Raw genomic sequence first — 18,354 nt, forward strand, 5'->3', positions numbered from 1 at the left:
ATGCGGGCAACCATTCCCAATCGATCGTCCTGTCGGTACGAAATTCGACTGCAGCTGGTTCATCCACAGGCGTTCTCGTTATCCACAGGCGGCCGTTCGCCGAGGGTTGGACGCGCCGACGACGGTGCAGAGTGACGAGCCATGGGGGTCTACACGCGTGCACAACTGGAGAGTCAGGGGATTGCACGGTCCGGCATCGCACGGAGGGTACGGACGGGTCGCTTGTTCAGGGTCCTTCCTCGGATCTACTCGGATCCCGAACCGTCCTACTTCGACCTGTGCACCGCCCTCACCCTGTGGCGGAGCGATGCAGTACTCAGTCACGACAGCGCAGCGTGGCTCTGGGGCCTGCTCGACGACGAGCCGTCGACGGTTCACGCGACCGTGCCGGTATCGGTACGGGTCAGCAGTGTCGACGGATTCGTGCTGCACCGCCGGTCCGTGTCGTCGACCGAAAGGCACGGCCTACCGGTGGTATTCGCCGCCCAGTGCTTCGTGGATGTCGCGTCCACACTGACCGGTGATCCGCTCGACCAGTTCTTCGACCGCAATATCGGCGCACGGGTGTCGTGGCGAGCGGTCACCGACCACATCGTTGCCACGAAAGGAATGAAGGGCATGCGTGAGGTTCGTCGTCAGTTGGAACACTGTTGCCCAGGCACATTCTCCGAACCGGAGCGGATGGTTGCCAGGGCCGTCCGGGCTCGCGGTGTTCGGATGAACATCAACGCACCCATCGGCCCGTACCTCGGAGATCTCGTGGACTATCACGCCAAGGTCGACGTGGAGATCGACGGGCGCGAGTACCACATCGCGCCCGGGCCTTTCGACAACGACAGGGTCAGACAAAACCGGATGATCCTCGACGACTGGTTGGTGCTCCGCTACTCCGCTGCAACGGTGTACCGCGATGTCGACGCCGTGGCGGATCAGATTGTCGGCGTTGTGCGACGCCGTAGACGTAGCAGGGGTGCCTGACGCTCCATTCCTTGGACGAATCTGCGGTTTTCCGCGCATTCGAGTCGATAGTGGAGCGTCAGGATCGGGCCTTGGCTGTGCTGAACAACACGGATGTCATTCTGCTGCTTGTGTATTTGTCGTGCCTGGACGCCTTGCGAGAAGTGAGGATTTACGTAACACTCACCCCATCAGTCTCATGAGTAACACGAGTCACACGACACGGTGGGGAGCGTTCATGCGCGCACGTACTCGGCAGATGGCGATCGGCGCTGTTCTTACCCTCGCGGCGAGTGGACTCACCGTTCTCTCGTCACCCACCGCCAGTGCGGAACCGTGTGGAGGCATCGGCGGGCCGGGCTCGTCGCCGCTGTTCGGGTCCTCGGGCAGCGCGGGTGGTGGACCCGAGAAGAATCCGCGTGGACCGCAGGGCCAGCTTCCGGCGATCTCCGGCAACGCGACGTCGGTTGCATGGGTCACCGGGCCGTTGAGCCCCAACAACACCTACGACCGGTTCGGCATCTCCGGGACGGATCTGGGCATCAGCTGGGACAACGGGTCCGGGCAGACGCTGATGGCGTTCGGTGACACGTTCGGTAATTGCTCGGTGACCGGGGCGCAGTGGCGAAGCAACGTTCTGCTGCGGTCGGACGACAAGAACCTCGCCGACGGCATCACCGTAGCCGACGGAGTGCCGGGCGATTCCACGTCGGGCGCGGTCGTCGAACCAGCAGGATTCGCCAGCGAGGTCGTACCCAGTCTGGGCGTCGCAGGCGTCGAGGACACCGTCATTCCTACTGCAGCCATCTCGATCGGCGGTGTGCAGTACATGAACTACATGTCGGTGCGCTCGTGGGGAGCACCCGGTCGGTGGGTCACCAACTTCTCCGCGATCGCGACGTCGAAGGACAACGGGCAGAGCTGGCAGACTGCGGCCGCGACGATCCGGGTCAACGCAGGCATCACGATTCCGGCGTTCCCTCAGGTCGAGGAGAGAAACGGCAAGTACCAGATGAACGCCTACGCGGAAGGTCAGGACGGCTACATCTACCAATTCGGTACGCCCAACGGTCGGTTCGGTGCTGCGTTCGTTGCCCGCGTGAAGCCGGAGGAAATCCTCGACCTGACGAAGTACGAGTACTCGACGCAGGATCAGGCCAAGCCCTGGTCGACGAATGTGGCCGATTCGAAGTCGGTGGTGACGGAACCCGTCAGCGAATTGTCGGTGGCCTGGAACGACACTCTGAAGCGGTATGTCATGTTGTACGGCAACGAGGTCGACAGGACCATCGTGGCCCGCACGTCGGAGAAGCCCGAAGGGCCGTGGAGTGCGCCGAAGACGCTCCTGAACAGCCGGCAGACCAGCGGCGGAATCTACGCGCCGTACATCCACCCACTGTCCAGCGGCAACGACCTCTACTTCACCGCGTCACGGTGGTCGGACTACAACGTGCTGCTGCTGCGGACCAACGTCGACGTTTTGAAGTAGCCGAGTCCCGCACCACTTGATGCCTCCTCACATATGAGTCGGCTGTGTCGTCGTAGAGGTACAGACACAATCGGAGGCGGGACATGACGGAGATCCTCATCGTCGGCGGCGGGTATGCCGGGCTCTACACAGCGCTGAATCTCGAGAAGAAGCTTCACCGCGACGAGGCGCACGTGACTCTGGTGGATCCTCGCCCCTACATGACCTACCAGCCGTTTCTGCCCGAGGTGGTCTCCGGCGCGATCGAGCCGAGGCACACCGTCGTGTCGCTGCGTCGGCACCTGCGCCGCACCACCCTCGTTGCCGCCACCGTGGACCGGATCGATCACGCACGAAAGCTCGTCCGAGCCCACGGCCTCGACGGCCGCGACATCGAACTGAACTACGACATCGTCGTGGTCACGGCGGGTGCCGTCACGCGGACGTTCCCGATTCCGGGCCTCGTCGACGAGGCGATCGGCATGAAGAACGTCGAGGAGGCCGTCGCGATCCGGGACAGGCTGCTCACCGCGTTCGACCGGGCAGCTGCTCTGCCCGACGGCCCCGAGCGTGCCCGCCTGCTGACCGTGACGTTCGTCGGCGGTGGATTCTCGGGAGTCGAAGGTTTCGCGGAGGCGCTGTCTCTCGCGACCGAGCAGCTGACGTACTACCCGGAGATCGGGGCCCGCGAGCTTGCGTTCCACCTCGTCGAGGCGCAGGGCAGGATTCTGCCCGAGGTGAGCGACGGGCCGGGACGCTGGGTCGTCCGGCATCTGCGGGGTCGCGGCGCGCACGTGCACCTGAACGCCCAGATGGTGTCGGCCGTCGGCGGCCACGTCGTGTTGTCGACGGGGGAAGAGTTCGACTCGGATCTGATCGTCTGGACTGCGGGCAACGCTGCGAACGGCGTCGTCGCACGGCACACGGACCTCCCCGTCGACGCACGAGGATTCCTTGTGACACGTGCGGACCTGCGCGTCGGAGCCGAGGACGAGACCGTCGCCGACGCCTGGGCGGCAGGCGACAACGCGGTGGTGCCGGACCTCGCCGTCGGGCACGGCGCGACGACGGTTCCCAATGCGCAGCACGCGGTTCGGCAAGCAAAAAGGCTGGCGTCCAACATCGTTGCAAGTGTGCGCGGCCGCGAACCGAAGAACTACGTGCACAGCAGCCTCGGGTTGGTCGCGACTCTCGGCCGGGGACACGGTCTGTTCCAGTACAAGTGGATCGTCGTCAAGGGATGGCCCGCATGGGCGATGCACCGCGGGTACCACGTCCTTGCGGTACCGACGTGGGAGCGCAAGATTCGGGTTCTGCTCGGCTGGGTCGGCGCGTTCGTCGGTCGCCGCGACATTGCCTCGCTCGCGGCGACCGTGGCCCCGCGGGATGCATTCACGAGGGCCGGGCAACCGCGCGCGAACGTCGACGGGGAAGTGGCATGATCCGGTGATGGACGACGAGACCGAGTTCTTGCCTGCACATCTCGGCGACGTCCACGACGAGCGACGCAGGTTGCTGTCGATGGCATATCGGATGACCGGGACGCTCTCCGACGCCGAGGACGTGGTGCAGGAGACGTATCTGCGGTGGTATCGACTGAGCGAGGAGGAACGGGCGGAGATCGCGAATCCGGCGGCGTGGTTGACGCGCGTCGGGAGTCGGGTGGCTCTCGATCTCCTCGGTTCTGCACGAGCGAGGCGTGAACGCTATGTCGGAGAGTGGCTTCCGGAACCGGTGCCGGCTGACCTGTTCGCCGGCACTGCTGCGGAGATCGATCCGGCCGACCGTGTCACCCTCGACGACGCCGTCGGCACGGCGCTTCTGGTGGTGCTCGAAGCGATGACTCCTGCCGAACGGGTGGCGTTCGTACTGCACGACGTGTTCGCGGTGCCGTTCGACGAGATCGCGGGGATCGTGGGCCGCTCGCCTGCGGCAACCCGGCAATTGGCGTCGGCCGCTCGACGGCATGTGCGCGAGCGACGCTCGACTCTCGTGGCGGAATCCGACCACGACGCTGCGGTTCGTTCGTTTCTGGCGGCCAGCCGCGGCGGCGACATCGGCGAGTTGATGAAGGTGCTGGCGCCCGACGTGACCTTGCGTTCCGACGGTGGAGGATTCGTCAGTGCTGCCAGACGGCCGGTTCTCGGCTCCGATCGCGTGGCGCGCTTCGTGCTCGGTGTCGTCGCGAAGCAGCCCGCTCTGCGTGTCGAGGAGGCCCGGATGGCGGACGGCCTCGGTTACCGTCTCGTAGCGGATGACCGGACAGTCGGGACGGCCAGCTTCCGCGTGGTGGACGGCCGCATCGTCGACGTCTGGTTCATGCTGAACCCGGAGAAGTTGACCAGCTGGCTGCCGCGAAACATCTGACCCGTCACCGTCTTCGGGTCACAGAATCGTGTAACCGCCGTCCACGAGGATGTCGGCGCCGTTGATCATGGCCGCGCCAGGGGAAGCCAGGAAGACGGCCACCGTGGTGATGTCGTCGGTCTCGGCGAAGCGGCCCACCGGGATACGCGCCCGGAGAGCGTCGCCCTTCGGATTGGTCCACGCGTCTCGGCCCAGCGGTGTCATCACGACGGTGGGGGAGATGGTGTTGACGGTGACGCCGCGGCTCGCCCATTCGGCAGCGAGGACTTTCGTCAAACCCAGTACGCCGAATTTCGACGCGCAGTAGGCCGCATGTTCTTCGATGGCGACAGTTGCCGCCTGGGACGCGATGTTGACTATCCGGCCGCTGCCTGCATCCAGCATGACGCGCCCGAATTCCTGACATACGAGGAACGTTCCGGTGAGGTTGACGTTCATCGTCAGGTTCCAGAAGTCGTCGGAGAGATCCTCGGCGGCAGCGAGTCGGGCGACTCCAGCTGAATTGACCAGGATGTCCACGCGTCCGAAGTCTTCGACGACCTTGTGTGCGGCGTGTGCAACGGACGATCGGTCGGCTACATCGCACTCGACGCTGTGCGCGCCGATGTCGGCGGCCTGCTTCGCTGCCGCATCTCCGTCGCGATCGAGCAGGACGACGCGTGCTCCCTGGGCGACGTAGGCCGCGCCGATCGCTGCGCCGATGCCCGACGCACCGCCGGTGACGACGGCGACCTTGCCATCGAGGGACAGATCGACGGGTGCGGGCAGTGCGGTCATGAAGACGGGCCTTTCTCTGTACAGGTGGGATTCGAGGCGGGGCGGGCTGGAGGGGGAGAGCTGCCGCCCCGCCTCGAAGATCGGAACCGGGAAAGTTACTGCCCGGGGATTCCTTCGTTGGCGATGTTGCCGGTCTCGAGGTTCTGAGCGGTCAGATCCACCAGTCCGTCGAGGAACGCCTGACGGTCGGTCACGACGTGCTCGATGGCAACGTCCACGTTGTCTGCGGTGATGGCAGGCATGACGTACACCGGTGCCGTGTCGACGTCTTCGCCTTGCGCGATCTTGTGGGCGACTGCCAGACCTGCCGAGAGTTCGACGGTGCCGTTCTGCAGGGACGTGCCGATGAACTCACCGCTCTTGACGGCGTTGAGGCCGTCCTCGATACCGTCGATTCCCACGATCGGGACGTCGGTGCGTCCGGCTTCCTTCAGCGCCTGCAACGCGCCGAGGCCCATGTCGTCGTTCTGCGCGACGACGCCGTCGATCTGGTCGCCGAAGCTCGAGAGCCAGTTCTTGGTCTTGTTGACTGCCTCGTCGCGCTTCCAGTTGGCGGTGTCCTTGGCCAGCACGTTGATGTCCGGGTAGTTCGCGAGTACCTGATCGATGCCCGCACCGCGGTTGATCTCACCGGAGCCACCGAGCGGTCCCTGCAGGATGACGATGTTGCCGCGCCCGCCGAGCTCGTCGGCCATCATCTGCATCTCCTGCGCGCCTGCTGCGACGTCGTCGGGCTGAACGTTGCCGGAGATCTGGTCGGTCTCGAGTTCGGCGTTCACGGCGATGACCGGGATGCCCTTGTCCTTGGCGGACTGGACCTGAGGTGCCAGCGAATCAGCCTGTGCCGGAACGACGATGATGGCGTCGACGCCCTGGTTGATGAGGGAATCGACCTGGCTGGCCTGGACCGAGACGTCGTTGTTCGCCGAGTTCCACAGCAGCTCGATGTCGTTGGCCGCAGCGTAGGTTTCCATGCCCTCCTTGCCTGCGGTGATGAAGGAACTCATGTCGTACACGGTGACGCCGATGCGCGTCTTGCCGTCCTGGGCGCTGGTGTCGCCTGCGCCGCAGGCAGTGACGCCGACGGCGAGGATGCCCGTGGCCGCCACGGTCAGCATCTTGGAAGCAAACTTCATTGTTCTTCTCCGGATCGGTGGGTAGTGAGGTGAGGGACGAGAGCGGTCAGGTTCTTCGCTTGGACGACCAGACGTCGACCGAGACGGCAGCGACGATGAGCACGCCCTTGATGACGTCCTGCCAGTACGCGGGGACGACGAGCAGGTCGAGACCGTTGTTGAGGGTTTGGATCATGAACAGGCCGAGCGCAGTTCCCCAGATGGTGCCGCGTCCGCCCATGAGGCTTGCGCCTCCGATGACGACGGCCGCGATGGCGTCGAGCTCGTAGCCCTGGCCCAGGTTCGGTGGACCGGAGATGACGCGCGACGCCAGCATCACACCGGACAATCCGGCGAGCACTCCGGACAGCGCGTAGACGCTGAAGAGAACGTTCTTGGCATTGATGCCCGCGATCTCTGCAGCGGTACGGTTTCCACCGACCGCGTAGACACGCATGCCGTAGGCGGTCCGCTTCATCACCACTGCCAGGACGACGATGCCGATGATCATCACGAGGACGGGAATCTGAAGTCCGAAGATCTTGGTGTTGGCGATCTGGCCGAACTCGGCCGGAAGGCCGTTGATCGGAGCGCCACCACCGATCACATACGCGAAACCTGAACCTGCGGTGAGCATACCGAGTGTCGCGATGAACGGAGGAACATTGATGCGGGAAACCAGGAATCCGTTGATGGAACCTGCGACGAGGCCGACGAACATCGCGACCAGCACGGTCAGCCAGACCTGTCCTGGGTTGGCCTTGGCCACAGCAGCGGACGCCATGGCGGACACTGCGATGACGCTGCCGACCGAGAGGTCGATTCCACCGGTCAGGATCACCAGCGTCTGACCGAGTGCGATCAGCGCGAACGGTGCAGCCGCGACGAGAATGGTCTGCAGGTTGTCGACGGTGCCGAATCGCGCACTGCGGTATGAGAAATACGCGATCACCAGCAACATGACGATGACCATCGAGTAACGCAGTGCGATCGCGCCGGCCCACGCGCTGGAGAACCGGCGAACAGGCTCTCCGGTAACGGCCGATACGGACGTCTTCTCGTCCGGTTCAGCGACGGGTGTTGTCACTGTGGTGCCTCCTCGAGTGACGACCGCTTGTCGGTCGCGACGGTTTCGCTTGCTGTGCCGGTATCCCGGGCTTCTGTGGTCCGGGTGTCCAAAGCCGTTGCCAGCCTGAACACCGAGTCCTGAACTTCTGGGTGATCGAGCGCATCTCGATCCAACTCGCCGACGAAAGCCCCCTCGCGCATCACGAATGCACGATGCGAGAGTCCGACGATTTCGGGCATGTCCGACGACGCCATGACGACAGCCATTCCGCGGCTCGCGAATTCGGTGATGATGCGGTAGATCTCGGAGCGAGCTCCGACGTCGACGCCGCGGGTGGGCTCGTCGAGGAGCAATACGTCGACGGTACCGGTAAGCCAGCGTGCGAGGACCACTTTCTGCTGATTTCCACCAGAGAGGGTGCCGACGCTCTGCCCGAGTCCCCGGCTGCGAAGCCGAACCGACTTCATCGCGTCGGACACCGCCGCCGAGCGAGACTTGGTGCGGAGCCATCCGGCGATGCTGAACGAGGACAGTCTGGGCAGAGATCCGTTGTCCAGCACACTCATCGACAGCACGACACCGTTGACCTTGCGGTCCTCGGGGACCATAGCCATTCCGGCCGTGATCGCCGCGGCAGGCTTGCCCTTCTGAACCGTTTTGCCGGAAATCTTGACTGTTCCCGACGACACCGATCGCATTCCGAACAAGGCCTCGAGGAGCTCGGTACGCCCTGCGCCGACAAGCCCGGCGAGGCCGACGATCTCACCTCTGCGGACCGTCAGGTTCACCGGCTCGGATGCGCCGACGACGTGCAGGTTCTCGACTTCGAGAACGATGTCTCCGGTGTCCTTGCCGACGGAAGGGAAGAGATTCTCGAGTTCACGGCCGATCATCGCAGTGACGATGTCGTCGTCGGTGATGTCCGTGAGCTTCTCGTCGGTGATCAACTTGCCGTCACGCAGAACGACGACACGGTCTGCGATCGCGCGGATTTCGGCCATCTTGTGCGTCGTGTAGACCATGGCGACGCCGCGGTCACGCAGCTGCTGCATCACCTTGTACAAACCCTCGACCTCACGCTCGGAGATGGCCGAGGTGGGTTCGTCGAGCATCACGACCTGGGCGCCGGTGCGGGCGGCCTTGACGATCTCGATGATCTGCCGAAGTCCGACCGGCAGCGATCCCATCCGTGCTGTCGGGGAGATCGCGACGTCGAAGACGCCGAGTGTTTCGGCGGCTTCCTTGATCATCGCGCGGCGGTCGAGAAAGATGCCACGACGCTTCTCACGTCCGACGAACATGTTCTCGTACACCGTCATGTCGTCGATCGACGCCAGTTCCTGCGGGACGATCGCGACGCCGTGGCGAACCGCATCGCGCGGGTCACCGGACGAGAGGGTGTGCTCGCCGATCGTGACCGTTCCGGTGTCGGCGCGTAGCTGTCCGGTTGCGATCTTCATGAGCGTGGACTTGCCCGCCCCGTTCTCGCCGGCGAGCGCGGTGACGGTACCTGGTTCGAGTTCGAGCGTGATCCCTTTCAGCACAGGCACACCGCCGAAACTCTTGGTCACGTCCTGGCACTCGAGCAGGCCGGTCATGGTCGGTCACCGACAGTGATCAGGACCTTGACGTGTTCGGGGTCGGTCGAGGCGGTGAACGCCTCCGCTGCCCGTTCCAGCGGGAACTCCGCCGTCACGAACTCGTGGATCGGTACCGCGCCCTCGGTGAGCATGTCGATCGCTTCCTGGACATCCTCACGGACGTACATGAGGCATCCTGCGACGATGATCTCGCGGTCCTGGATCAGATCGAGGGGGACCGGGGTAGCACCAGCGGCGACACCCACGATGAGAACGGCACCACCCTTGTCGACGATGTCGATTGCCTGTGCAACGGACGATTCGCGGGCAACACAGTCGATGACGACGTCCGCCGGTCCGCCGAGCGCAGCTTTCGCCGCGGCGACGGCGTCGCCCGACGTCGGGTCGAAACTACCGACGGCACCGAGGCGTTCGGCGCGTGCACGCTTGGAGTCGAGCAGATCCGCGACGACGACCGTTGCTCCCGCGCGGCGTGCGGCGAGCAGGACGAACAGACCGATCGGGCCTGCACCGAATACCGCGACGCGCTTCCCGTCCAACCCGCCGACGAGTGTCGCAGCTCGGCGAACTGCATGGACCGGAGTGGCCAGCGGCTCGATGAGTGCAGCATGGCGATCGTCGAGGCCATCGGCCAACGGGATGACCCGATCCTCGGCGATCGTGAATGCATCCGTCAGACCCCCGGGCGTCTGGCACCCGAAGACTGCGAGCTCGGCGCAGATGTTGTAGCGCCCGGCGAGGCACTGCGTACAGTGCCCGCACGCAAGATTCGGCTCGATCACCACGCGGGTGCCGACGAGCGAGCTGTCCACTTCCTCCCCGACGGCGTCGACGATGCCGACCACTTCGTGACCTGGCCGGAACGGCAGGTCGATGAACGGGTGACGGCCGTGCGCGGCGTGGATGTCCGATCCGCAGATCCCGACGACCGTGCTGCGGACGCGGACCTCACCGGCGCCGGCTTCGGGCGTCGACACGGTCTCGACGCTGACGTCGTCGATACCCTCGACGAGAATGCGTCGTACAGTGGATGATTCGGTACTCACCATGCTGTGTAGCCTCCGTCCGCAACCAGAACCGATCCGGTGATGAAACTTGCGGCGTCGCTGGCCAGGAAGACGACGCTGGGTGCGATCTCCTCCGGCATCGCGTAGCGCTGCATCGGTGCGTCCTCGATCCAGTAGCGCTGTAGGTCGGGTCGGTCGACCGGGGCCATCTCCGTCTTGCAGTATCCCGGGGCCACGGCATTCACGCGGATGCCGAGCGTTCCCCATTCCGCAGCAAGCGATTTGGTGAGGTGGTGGACTGCGGCCTTCGACGCGTTGTAGGCAGGCTGCATCTGCGGACGGTTGACGATGATGCCGGACATCGAGCCGATGTTGACGATCGAGCCCGTGCCGCGTTCACGCATGTGTGCACCGACGGAGATGCTGCACTCCCACAGGGCTTTCACGTTGAGATCGAAGACGTTGTCCCACTCGCTCTCGGTGACATCCCACGAATCGTTGTGGTAGCAGGTGCCCGCGTTGTTGACCAGAATATCGATCTGGCCCAGCTTCTCGACTGCCTCGGTGGTCATTCGCTCGATGTCGGCGTGCTTGGTGATGTCGGCGGTGATGGCCTCGAACGTGTATCCCTCGGCCGCGGCCTCGGCGACGACCTTGGCATTGCGCTCGGCGCTTCGTCCGGCGATGGCGACGCGGGCGCCCGCGGCAGCGAGGCCGAACGCGAATGCGCGTCCGAGTCCCTGGTTACCGCCGGTGACGATCGCGGTACGTCCGGTCAGATCAAAAGGATTGTTGCTCATGCAGGCACCACTATCGACTTGAGGCTGGCAGGGTCGGTGTCACTCTCGAGCGCGTCGGCGACATGCTCGAGGTCGTAGCGTCCGGTGACGAGTCGATCGAGATCGACGAGGCCGCTGGATGCGAGATGGATTGCCGCCGGCCATGTGTCGGTGTATCGGAACACGCCGGTGACGGTGATTTCCAGGTTCTGGATGTGGCTGATGGGAAGGGGGTAGTCGCCGGCACCCATGCCGACGAGGACGACGTGTCCTGCGGGGCCGACCGCACGGATGCCGCTCTGCACCGCAGGTGCTGCTCCACTGGCGTCGACGAAGGCGTCCACCTGGGGATCGAGTGCCGCGACGTCCTGGTTCATCGGGTCGATGACCTCGGTTGCACCGAAGGTGAGGGCGCGTTCTCGGCGCGATTCGACCGGATCCGAGACGACGATGCGTGCTGCACCGAAAGCACGTGCGGCCTGCGCCGTGATGATGCCGATGGGTCCGGCGCCGGCGATGAGGATCGACGACCCCGGCACGATGCCTGCCTTGCGCATCGTCGTGACGGCCACCGACAGTGGCTCGAGCAGCGCGGCGGCTTCGTCGGAGAGGGAATCCGGTACCGGATGTGCGAAGTCGGCGTCGATGGTGACGTATCGGCAGAACGCACCGTCGATCGGTGGCGTCGCGTAGAACTTCATGTCGGGGCACAGGTTGTAACGGCCGGCCATGCATTGCTTGCAGCGGCGGCACGGATGCTGTGGTTCGACGGCGACGCGCTGGCCGATACGTCCTGCGTCGACGCCCTCACCGACAGCGGCGATGCGACCGGACAGTTCGTGCCCGAGCACCATCGGATCGTGAACGACGAAGTCACCGATGCGGCCTTCGCGGTAATAGTGCACGTCCGAGCCGCAGACGCCGACGGCAGCGACCTCGATCAGAACCTCGTACGGTGCCGGGGCGGGGACGGGTCGGTCCTCGATCTCGAGCGTGCGCACGCCGGTCATCACGCTCGCGCGCATCGACGATGCGGGAGGTGTGGGGGTGGCGGTGGTCATGAGTGTCCTTCCGGCAGTGAGTGATCGGTGAGTAGGGCGCGGCCGACGACGAGCGTCGTAGCTCCTGAAGACCGGCAGCGAGGTATGAGTTCGGGTGTGACACCCCCGTCGACGGTGACGTCGCCGCGGGCAGAGAACATTCGGGCGAACTTCAGTCGATCCGGGTCGGCGGTACCGGACGTGCCGGGCTGGAGGAGCATGACGAGCACTCCGTGATAGCCGTCCAGATCCTCGGCGGTCGGCGCAGTGTCGTCGAACTCGTCCCAGACCGCGGCCCAGAGTCGGCAGTCACGTTCGTCGCGAATGCCGATGGGTACGTACAGATCTCCACAATGAGGAATCGTCGGGAGTAGTTTTCGGACTCCGGCTGCGCTCCCGATGAGATGGATCCCGAGCATGTGCTGTGGAACCACGTCGGCGAGTTCGGCAAGCTCGGCGGTATCGATTCCGGCCGGCAGTCCTTCCCCCGGGGCCATGACGTCGACGTGCACCGAGATGCCGGCAGCCACGAGCGCGCGTGCTGCATCGATTCGGCGGCCGGGAGCCGAGGCGTAGATGCTGCCCGACAGGACATCTTCGTGACCCGCGTGCCACGGAGCGAGGGCGACCGTCATGGCGCGACGCTCCTGTCCAGAACGTCGACAGCCGAAGCCCGACGCCAGTTCTCGCGAACCGCGTCGATGTCGCGCTCGGTCTTGCGGGGCGCAACCGTCGCGCGGTCCGCGGGCGTCCAGCGCTGAGAGAGCGCGACCATGCCGTCGATGTCGTGACCCGCAGCGACCGCCGCGGCCTGTACGCACGCGCCGCGAGCGGTCGCCTCGTCGGCGTCGGGCACGGTCACCGTGTCGCCGGCGAGATCCGCCAGCAGTTGCAGGGTCGCCCGCGACCGGGCACCGCCTCCGACGACCGTCAGGGGGCCTTCGCAGCGAATGCCGAACGAGCGTAGTGCGTCTCGGCCCGAAAGCAGGGACAGCAGGGGGCCTTCCAGGAATGCACGTGCCATTTCCTCGCGCGTCGTCGCCGACGTGATCTCGGACAGCAGCCCACGGGCGTGGGGACGGTTGGGCGTGCGTTCGCCGTCGAGGAACGGCACCAGCGTGGGGCCGACAGTCGGTCCCGCGGCGAGTGCGAGCTCGGCGAGACCGGTGTGATCGGTTCCGAGGATCCTGGCCGCAGTGTCTCCTACCCGTGCCGCGTTGAGGGTGCAGATGAGCGGTAGGTAACCGCCCGTCGCGTCGGCGACCCCGTTGACGACGCCGCCTTCGTCGAACACCGGGGTGCGCGTGGAGGTCGCGACGACGCCCGACGTGCCGAGACCGACGTATTGATCGCCGTCGCGCAGGCCGAGACCGAGGTACGCGGCGTGCTGATCGCCTGCACCTGCGCCGACGAGTACCGGTCCGGTGATGCCGAGCTCGGTGGCTGCGCGCTCGGTCACGTGGCCTGCCGCGTCGGCGCCGCCGAGGACAGTCGGCAGCATCGGAAGCCAGTCACGTGCGCCTGCAGCGGCATCGAGGTACTCGGGTAGCCAGGAATCGGTCGTGGCGTCGAAGTATCCGGTGCCGGACGCGTCGGAGCGATCGGTCACGGCTCGGCCGGTGAGGCGGTAGGTCAGGTAGTCGTGCGGAAGAAGAACGCGTTGCGCGGCATCCAGTACACGGGGTTCGTGCTCGGCCACCCATGCGAGCTTCGCGATCGTGAAGGCGGCGGTGGGCAGTGACCCGATCCGGCGCACCCATTCCGGCCCGCCGATTCGCTCGACGAGTTCCGCCAGCTGGTCGGCGCCGGTCGTGTCGTTCCACAGTTTGGCAGGACGTAGGGGTTCGTCGTCCGCGCCCAGAAGAACCAATCCGTGGCATTGTGCTGCCACCGACATCGCGGAGACCGAGACGTCGCCTGCGGCCGCCAGCGCGGCGCGGACGGCGGTGACCAGGGCGTCCCACCACGACCGTGGATCCTGTTCGCTGCACGGCGGGAATGCGGGTGTGTGCGGCGCAGTGCCGGAGCCGAGGAGGTCACCGGTGTCGGCGTCGCGGACCTCCGCTTTGCACGACTGAGTGGACGAGTCGATGCCGATGACGACGCTGCGGCTCACAGTCCCACCACCGGTGCGTCGTTGCTGTCCAATACGTCCTCACGGGTACCGACGCCCCCTGCGGGATGCGAGTTGACGACGTCGTGGAGGGTGTGGCCGGTGAGCGCCATGGCGACGACGCTGACTGCGTCGCCCCATGCGCCGACGGCCAAGGTGCTGGCGAGCGCGATCATGTTGCCGGGATCGGCATCGGGTGCGGTGGCGGGTAGTTCGGCGATGTCGGTTGCTGCCCGGGCGAACGGAGAGTTCGCAGCTTCCGTGACGGCGACGACTCGAATCCCGCGACCGACGAGTCGGCTCGTCAATTGTGTGAGTTCGGCCGATCGACCGGTCTTCGAGATCGCGAGGACGAGGTCGTCGGTGCTGATCGCAGCCATCCCGCCGTGGAGTGCATCCATCGCGGGGAGGTACAGGGACGGGGTTCCACATACCGACAACAGGTGAGCCAGTCGTTCGGCCATGATCCCGGACGTGCCGGAACCGGTGGTGATGACCTTGCCCCTGGTGTCGACCAGTGCCCGGGCGACGCGAACGACGCTCGGTTCGACGGTGTCGGCCAGGCCGTTCAGGCCCGAGGCCTCTCGGACCAACACCGTGTGCGCGAGACGCTGCAGTTCAGCGTCGTCGAGCTCGCTCATATGTAGTACCTCACTACTCACGTGATTTGTGAACAGGATCATGCATGGCCAGTTGCTCATATGTCAACGAGGTTGCTCATATGAGCGTGAGGCATCATGATGAGGCTCATGTGAGCCGAAGGGAGGGGTCATGCCGGAGCAGAATGTTCCGCGGGTTGGTCCGGAAGAACTGACTCAACGCGGACTGGTCGCGCGGCGCTACTACCTCGACGGCCGTACCCGAATACAGATCGCCGAGGAACTGGGGCTCTCCCGATTCAAGGTGGCGCGAATACTCGAGGACGCCGTGGCGTCGGGCATGGTCGAGATCAAGGTTCATGCACCCGAGTCCATCGACATCGAACTGTCTCGTGCGCTCAAGGACACGTTCGGGTTACGCATGGCGTTCGCAGTGCGTACGGCAGGGGAGGAGCAGGGCGTTCTCTGGGACGCCGTCGGCCGTGTCACCGCTGATCTGCTCAGCGAAATCGTCACTCCCACTGACGTACTCGGGGTGGACTGCGGTCGAACGTTGTCGAGGATGACGACGCATCTGGATTCGATCGCGACGTGCGACGTGGTGCAGTTGACCGGAATGGCGGGAGCAGTCAGCTCGACCTCGGCCGAGTTGGTGCGTCGGATCACCGAACTCGGTGGCGGACACGCGTGGTCGATGTATGCGCCGCTGGTGGTGGCCGACTCCAGAACCGGCGACGCGTTGCGGGGAAGTCGTGGCATTCAGGAGACGCTGAAACATCATGCGTCGGTGACCAAAGCTGTTGTGTCCATCGGCGCGTGGCAACCGGGGTTGTCTCAGGTCTACGACTTGGTGTCGCCGGCTGAGGCAAAAGAACTGACGGCGCGAGGTGTGGTTGCCGAGTCGTGTGCTTTGTTGCTCGACTCCGACGGTAATCGCGTCGAGGGATTGGACGATCGCCGGATCGGGGTGTCGGAAGAGGACTTGAGGGGGATCGCCGACGTCGTCGCCATCGTCGCGGGCGAGAAGAAACTCGAGGCTGTTCGGTCCGTTCTGAAGTCCGGGTTGGTGTCCTCGCTGATCATCGACGCGACCACCGCTGCGGGCCTGCTTCGCTGACACGCCGCCCGCACGAAGCCGAAGTGGCCGCCTCGAGCGATCGAGGCGGCCACGACGGATCCCGAGGTCAGCTGTGTGCAGGTTCCGGAGTTCTCGCCGGGGCCAGCTTGTCGTTCAAGCCTTCGCCTTCGACGTCGAGGTTCGGCAGGACTCGGTTCAGCCACTTGGGCAACCACCACATCTTGTCGCCGACGATGGCCATGACGGCCGGGACGATCATCATGCGGACCAGGAACGCGTCGGCGAGAATGCCGATGGCCAAGGCGAATCCGATGGTCTTGATGATCACCTGGTCGGTCAGCGCGAAGCCGGCGAAGACGCCGAACATGATGACGGCTGCCGCGACGACGACGCGAGCACTGTGCTGGAATCCGACGATCACGGCCTGCTTCGCGGGGGTGCCGTGGACGTAGGCCTCTCGCATGCGGCTGACGAGGAACACCTCGTAGTCCATGGCCAGACCGAACAGGATGCCGGTCAGCAGCAGCGGGAGGATGAACACGACGGGTGACTGGGTGTCGACGCCGATGAGGTTCGCCAACCAGCCCCACTGGAACACTGCCACCGTCGCTCCGAGCGAGATGCCTACGGACAGCAGGAATCCGAGAGCAGCCTTGAGAGGCACGAGGATCGAGCGGAAGACCAACATCAGCAGGATGAAGGCGAGCCCGACGACCACAGCCAGGTACAGCGGGAACACCGAGGTGAGTTCGTCGGCGATGTCGACTCCCACTGCCGTCTGTCCGGTGACCAGGGCACGGGCGCCGGTTTCGGCGGGCAGGTCCGACATCGTGTCGCGGATCGTCGAGACCAACTCTTTGGTGGCAGCGTCGGACGGTGCGCTGTCCGGAATGATCTGCACCGTAGTGAATCCGACTGCTGCAAGCTGGGGTTCGAGTACCTCGGCGACTGGAGGCACGATGGTCGAGATGTCGGTGCCGATTCCTTCCAGCTTGTCGACGGCGGTGCCGACGGCCGCGACGGGATCCGCAGCACCTTCGGTGTCGACGACGACGACGAGGGGACCGTTGGCGCCGGGGCCGAAGTTGTCGGCGATGGTGTCGAACGCGACGCGGTTGTCACTGCCGGTGGGGGCGGTACCGTCGTCGGGCAGTGCCAGTTCCATCGAGGCGATGGGCAGCGAGACCACAGCGGCGACAAGCAGACCTGCGACGAGCGCGGGCCATTTGAACGCGCTCACCTTCTCGACCCACCGCTGCCCGTTGGTGCGTGTCTCCGGGTTCTCGGGATCGACGGTCTTCAGGCCTTTGATCTTCCCTCCGAGGACCTTCTTGCCGGCGAAACCGAGGATCGCGGGCAGCAACGTCAGTGCGACGAGCACGGCGATGAACACCATGAAGGCGCCGCCGACGCCCATCTGCGTCAAGAATCCGATGCCGCACACCGAGAGTCCGGCGAGCGCGATGATGACGGTCAGTCCGGCGAAGATGACCGCCGACCCGGCAGTGCCGACGGCTTTGCCTGCCGCTTCCTCCAGTGAATGTCCCTGTCTGACTTCGCTTTGGTAGCGGGACATGATGAAGAGCGCGTAGTCGATTCCTACGGCGAGTCCGAGCATCGTGCCCAATGCGGAAGTGACCGAGCTGAGTTCGACGAATGCGCCGAGGACGGTGATGCCCATGATGCCGATTCCGACACCGATGAGTGCCGTCAGTAGGGGCATGCCTGCGGCGACGAGCGATCCGAAGGTGATGGCCAGGACGATGATCGCGACACCGATGCCGATCAGTTCTCCGAGGGGAACCTCTCCCATGGCCGTGACGGCGTCGCCACCGACAGCAACGGTGAGTCCTGCGTTCTCACCGACCGTCTTCGCCTCGTCGAGAGCGGTGCGGTCCGCGTCGACGAGATCGATAGCCGGCGTCGTGTAAGTGACGGTCGCGTAGGCGGCCCGACCGTTCTCCGAGATGGTGCCCGCGGTGAACGGATCCGTTGCCGACGCGACGTGCTCGGACTGGACCGACGCGATGGCGTCGGCGACTGCGGTTCGATTCGATGGTTCCGTCAGCGACTGGCCTTCGGGCGCTTCGAACACGATGCGTGCGGTGGCACCGTCTGCGGATTCACCGCTGCGCTCGGAGATGAGCGAGAAGGCTTCGGTGGACTCGATGCCGTCGAGCTCGAACGAGTCGGACGTCTGGGTGTTCAACGTGGACGCGCCGAGCACTCCGAGCAGCAGTAATACCACCCAGACGCCGGCGACGAGTTTGCGATGCAGGAAGGACCATCGGCCCAGCCTGAACAGTTGCCATGCCATGGGTGGCACCTTTCGATTGGAGGTGATCTCTGATTGAGAAGCGTAAACCTACTTGGTAGTGACTACC

16 protein-coding genes are annotated in these 18,354 nt (G+C 65.0%); 5 read left to right on the forward strand and 11 right to left on the reverse strand.

Translation table 11 applies throughout. From position 1 onward, the window contains the following. Positions 1 to 141 precede the first annotated feature (141 nt). The 4 genes from CH292_RS10140 to sigJ all read left to right on the forward strand — a co-directional run bounded on the left by CH292_RS10140 (position 142) and on the right by sigJ (position 4,792). Positions 142 to 978 (forward strand): type IV toxin-antitoxin system AbiEi family antitoxin domain-containing protein, encoded by an 837-nt coding sequence (locus CH292_RS10140; RefSeq protein WP_027498970.1) that lies wholly within the window; start codon positions 142 to 144, stop codon positions 976 to 978. 238 nt (positions 979 to 1,216) lie between these two features. After that, the gene (locus tag CH292_RS10145; RefSeq protein ID WP_094654611.1) at positions 1,217 to 2,446 is read left to right on the forward strand and encodes a DUF4185 domain-containing protein; all 1,230 of its coding nucleotides are present in this window, start codon (positions 1,217 to 1,219) and stop codon (positions 2,444 to 2,446) included. Between the two features lie 83 nt (positions 2,447 to 2,529). After that, positions 2,530 to 3,867 carry an NAD(P)/FAD-dependent oxidoreductase gene (locus CH292_RS10150; RefSeq protein WP_094654612.1) on the forward strand — a complete coding sequence of 446 codons (1,338 nt, stop codon included), beginning with the start codon at positions 2,530 to 2,532 and terminating at the stop codon, positions 3,865 to 3,867. Between the two features lie 7 nt (positions 3,868 to 3,874). After that, positions 3,875 to 4,792, forward strand: a complete 918-nt coding sequence (gene sigJ / locus CH292_RS10155) for an RNA polymerase sigma factor SigJ (RefSeq protein WP_094654613.1) — start codon at positions 3,875 to 3,877, stop codon at positions 4,790 to 4,792. A gap of 18 nt (positions 4,793 to 4,810) precedes the next feature. Here the strand turns inward: sigJ and CH292_RS10160 are convergent, their stop codons facing one another. The 10 genes from CH292_RS10160 to CH292_RS10205 form a co-directional block, all read right to left on the reverse strand. After that, positions 4,811 to 5,569, reverse strand: coding sequence for a GolD/DthD family dehydrogenase (locus CH292_RS10160; RefSeq protein ID WP_094654614.1), 759 nt, complete (start codon positions 5,567 to 5,569; stop codon positions 4,811 to 4,813). 95 nt (positions 5,570 to 5,664) lie between these two features. Then, positions 5,665 to 6,705 (reverse strand): substrate-binding domain-containing protein, encoded by a 1,041-nt coding sequence (locus CH292_RS10165; RefSeq protein WP_019667692.1) that lies wholly within the window; start codon positions 6,703 to 6,705, stop codon positions 5,665 to 5,667. A gap of 46 nt (positions 6,706 to 6,751) precedes the next feature. Next, positions 6,752 to 7,771 (reverse strand): ABC transporter permease, encoded by a 1,020-nt coding sequence (locus CH292_RS10170; protein ID WP_094654615.1) that lies wholly within the window; start codon positions 7,769 to 7,771, stop codon positions 6,752 to 6,754. Further along, on the reverse strand, positions 7,768 to 9,351 hold the full coding sequence (locus CH292_RS10175; protein ID WP_094654616.1) for a sugar ABC transporter ATP-binding protein: 1,584 nt from the start codon (positions 9,349 to 9,351) through the stop codon (positions 7,768 to 7,770). The genes CH292_RS10170 and CH292_RS10175 overlap by 4 nt, the downstream gene beginning before the upstream one ends. Beyond that, a complete protein-coding gene (locus tag CH292_RS10180) occupies positions 9,348 to 10,403 on the reverse strand; it encodes a zinc-binding dehydrogenase (protein WP_094654617.1) in 1,056 nt (351 codons plus the stop codon). The genes CH292_RS10175 and CH292_RS10180 overlap by 4 nt, the downstream gene beginning before the upstream one ends. Continuing rightward, positions 10,397 to 11,161 (reverse strand): SDR family NAD(P)-dependent oxidoreductase, encoded by a 765-nt coding sequence (locus tag CH292_RS10185; protein ID WP_094654618.1) that lies wholly within the window; start codon positions 11,159 to 11,161, stop codon positions 10,397 to 10,399. The genes CH292_RS10180 and CH292_RS10185 overlap by 7 nt, the downstream gene beginning before the upstream one ends. After that, complete coding sequence (locus CH292_RS10190; protein ID WP_094654619.1) at positions 11,158 to 12,201, reverse strand: NAD(P)-dependent alcohol dehydrogenase; 1,044 nt, start codon at positions 12,199 to 12,201, stop codon at positions 11,158 to 11,160. The genes CH292_RS10185 and CH292_RS10190 overlap by 4 nt, the downstream gene beginning before the upstream one ends. Continuing rightward, positions 12,198 to 12,815 (reverse strand): hypothetical protein, encoded by a 618-nt coding sequence (locus CH292_RS10195; protein WP_094654620.1) that lies wholly within the window; start codon positions 12,813 to 12,815, stop codon positions 12,198 to 12,200. Before CH292_RS10195 ends, CH292_RS10190 begins: the two co-directional genes overlap by 4 nt. Next, positions 12,812 to 14,296 (reverse strand): xylulokinase, encoded by a 1,485-nt coding sequence (gene xylB, locus CH292_RS10200; protein WP_094654621.1) that lies wholly within the window; start codon positions 14,294 to 14,296, stop codon positions 12,812 to 12,814. Before xylB ends, CH292_RS10195 begins: the two co-directional genes overlap by 4 nt. After that, positions 14,293 to 14,934 carry an SIS domain-containing protein gene (locus tag CH292_RS10205; protein WP_256978007.1) on the reverse strand — a complete coding sequence of 214 codons (642 nt, stop codon included), beginning with the start codon at positions 14,932 to 14,934 and terminating at the stop codon, positions 14,293 to 14,295. Before CH292_RS10205 ends, xylB begins: the two co-directional genes overlap by 4 nt. Positions 14,935 to 15,064: 130 nt before the next feature. On the opposite strand from CH292_RS10205, the gene CH292_RS10210 reads away from it, so the two are divergent. Beyond that, positions 15,065 to 16,009 (forward strand): sugar-binding transcriptional regulator, encoded by a 945-nt coding sequence (locus CH292_RS10210; RefSeq protein WP_094654623.1) that lies wholly within the window; start codon positions 15,065 to 15,067, stop codon positions 16,007 to 16,009. Positions 16,010 to 16,076: 67 nt separating this feature from the next. On the opposite strand, the gene CH292_RS10215 is transcribed toward CH292_RS10210, so the two are convergent. Next, entirely contained in the window at positions 16,077 to 18,287 is a 2,211-nt protein-coding gene (locus CH292_RS10215; protein ID WP_094654624.1) for an MMPL family transporter, read from the reverse strand. Positions 18,288 to 18,354 lie beyond the last annotated feature (67 nt).

Source organism: Rhodococcus sp. 14-2470-1a, assembly GCF_002259425.1.
GTDB classification, from domain to species: Bacteria; Actinomycetota; Actinomycetes; order Mycobacteriales; family Mycobacteriaceae; genus Rhodococcoides; species Rhodococcoides fascians_E.